At 72.4% G+C, this 1496-nt stretch carries 1 protein-coding gene; it reads right to left on the reverse strand.

The window, feature by feature from the left end:
• Nucleotides 1-900: 900 nt before the first annotated feature.
• Nucleotides 901-1311, reverse strand: a complete 411-nt coding sequence (locus AC0AIB_RS30935; protein WP_328348609.1) for a hypothetical protein — start codon at nucleotides 1309-1311, stop codon at nucleotides 901-903.
• Between the last annotated feature and the right edge of the window lie 185 nt (nucleotides 1312-1496).

The raw sequence follows: 1496 nt of genomic DNA on the forward strand, positions 1-1496 counted from the left end.
CCCCCGCCCTGCCCCGGCTTTCGCCCTGGGTGTCCGGCCGATACACCCGATCGCCCGGGTATGCGGCTTCCTAATGTCTGCAGGCTGTCCGACTCGGTGACTACCCGTAGTCCTGGTTGGCGGTTGGATGCTGGCGGGTGTTCACCCTAAGTGAGATGGGGGTGGGTATGTCCTCCCTTTAACTGCTATGCCTGTCCGTCATAATTATGACGGACAGGCATAGACGTCCCGGGACGTTGTATGGCGGCCGTGGGCGCGGTTTGCGGGGCGGATGCGGTGGGCGGGGTTGCGGGTGGGCGGACGAGCCGAGCCAGCGAGCGCGAGTGGTGGTCGCCGGCACCGCACCGATCGGCCGAGCGACGCCCATGCGACCTTGTGCCTGGCGTCGCCCTTGTGCCTGGCGTCGCCCTTGTGCCTGGCGTCGCCCTTGTGCCTGGCGTCGCCCTTGTGCCTGGCGGTGCCCTCGTGCCTGGCGGTGCCCTCGTGCCTGGCGGTGCCCTCGTGCCCGGCAGTGACTTCAGCCCGGCAGTGACCCGAGGCGCGCACCCAGGGCAGGACCGCCGGGTGAGGTGGCGGTCCGGGTCGTCTGCAGCGCTGGGCGGGGGCGGCCAGGCTGCCACCGTTCCGCCTCGCCGACCGAGACGCCGGGGAGCCGCTGTCGACGGGGAGACGGCGGGAAAGCTCCCCTTGGCTCCGGTGGGCAGGAACGTCGGCGAGTGGAGTGAGCGCGGGGGTGGGTCAGCGTGCGGGGTGGGTCAGCGTGCGGGGTGGGTCAGCGTGCGGGGTGGGTCAGTGCGCGGGTGGGTCAGTGCGTGGGTGGGTCAGTGCGTGGGTGAAGCCGCATGCGGGTGAGGCAGCATGCGGGGCGGATCGAAGTCTGAGGGCAGGGGGCTGGGCGGATCAGGGGGTGGGGTGTTGGCGTAGGGCGGCGATCAACCAGTCCAGGACGGGGGTCAGGTTGGGGGGTGGGGTCCAGCCGTTGACCGTCGTGAGGAGCTGGAAGTACCGCTCGGTCCGCGGGTCGTTCGCCACCTCCAGGCGGGCCAGCAACGCGCTGCGGTAATCGGCGTCATCGACCCGGTCGAAGACCTCGCCGTACGCGGCTACCAGCGCGGTCACCACGTGGCCGGCGCGGGCCGACTCCGGTGTGATCCCGGCGGCGCGGGCCAGTTCGACGGTGTCGCGGGCCCGGTGGGTGAGGTCGCGGACCATCGCCACGACCTCGGGGCGGGCGTCGCCGACGGTTTCGTCGACGAACTCGCAGACGATGCGCCGACGTTCGGCGTCGGAGATCGTGGTCAGCTCGGGCATGCAACTCGTCTCCAATGGTGGCCGGGCGGGACATGTCGGGCGGTCGGGCGGGCTCTACCGGGCGGTCGGGTGGGACGCGCCGGGTGGGTGTGACGGCCGGGCCGGGGGCGGGGTGTGCGGGTGGGACGCGCCGGGTGGGCGCTGCGGTCGCGGTGGGCGGGGAAGAGGAGCGGGGGCGGGGGGGG

The sequence above is a fragment of the Micromonospora sp. DSM 43699 genome, assembly GCF_055517075.1.

Bases quoted from the DNA above. Each gene is read 5' to 3' on its own strand.
- AC0AIB_RS30935 (WP_328348609.1), bottom strand. From the start codon at position 1,311: ATGCCCGAGCTGACCACGATCTCCGACGCCGAACGTCGGCGCATCGTC.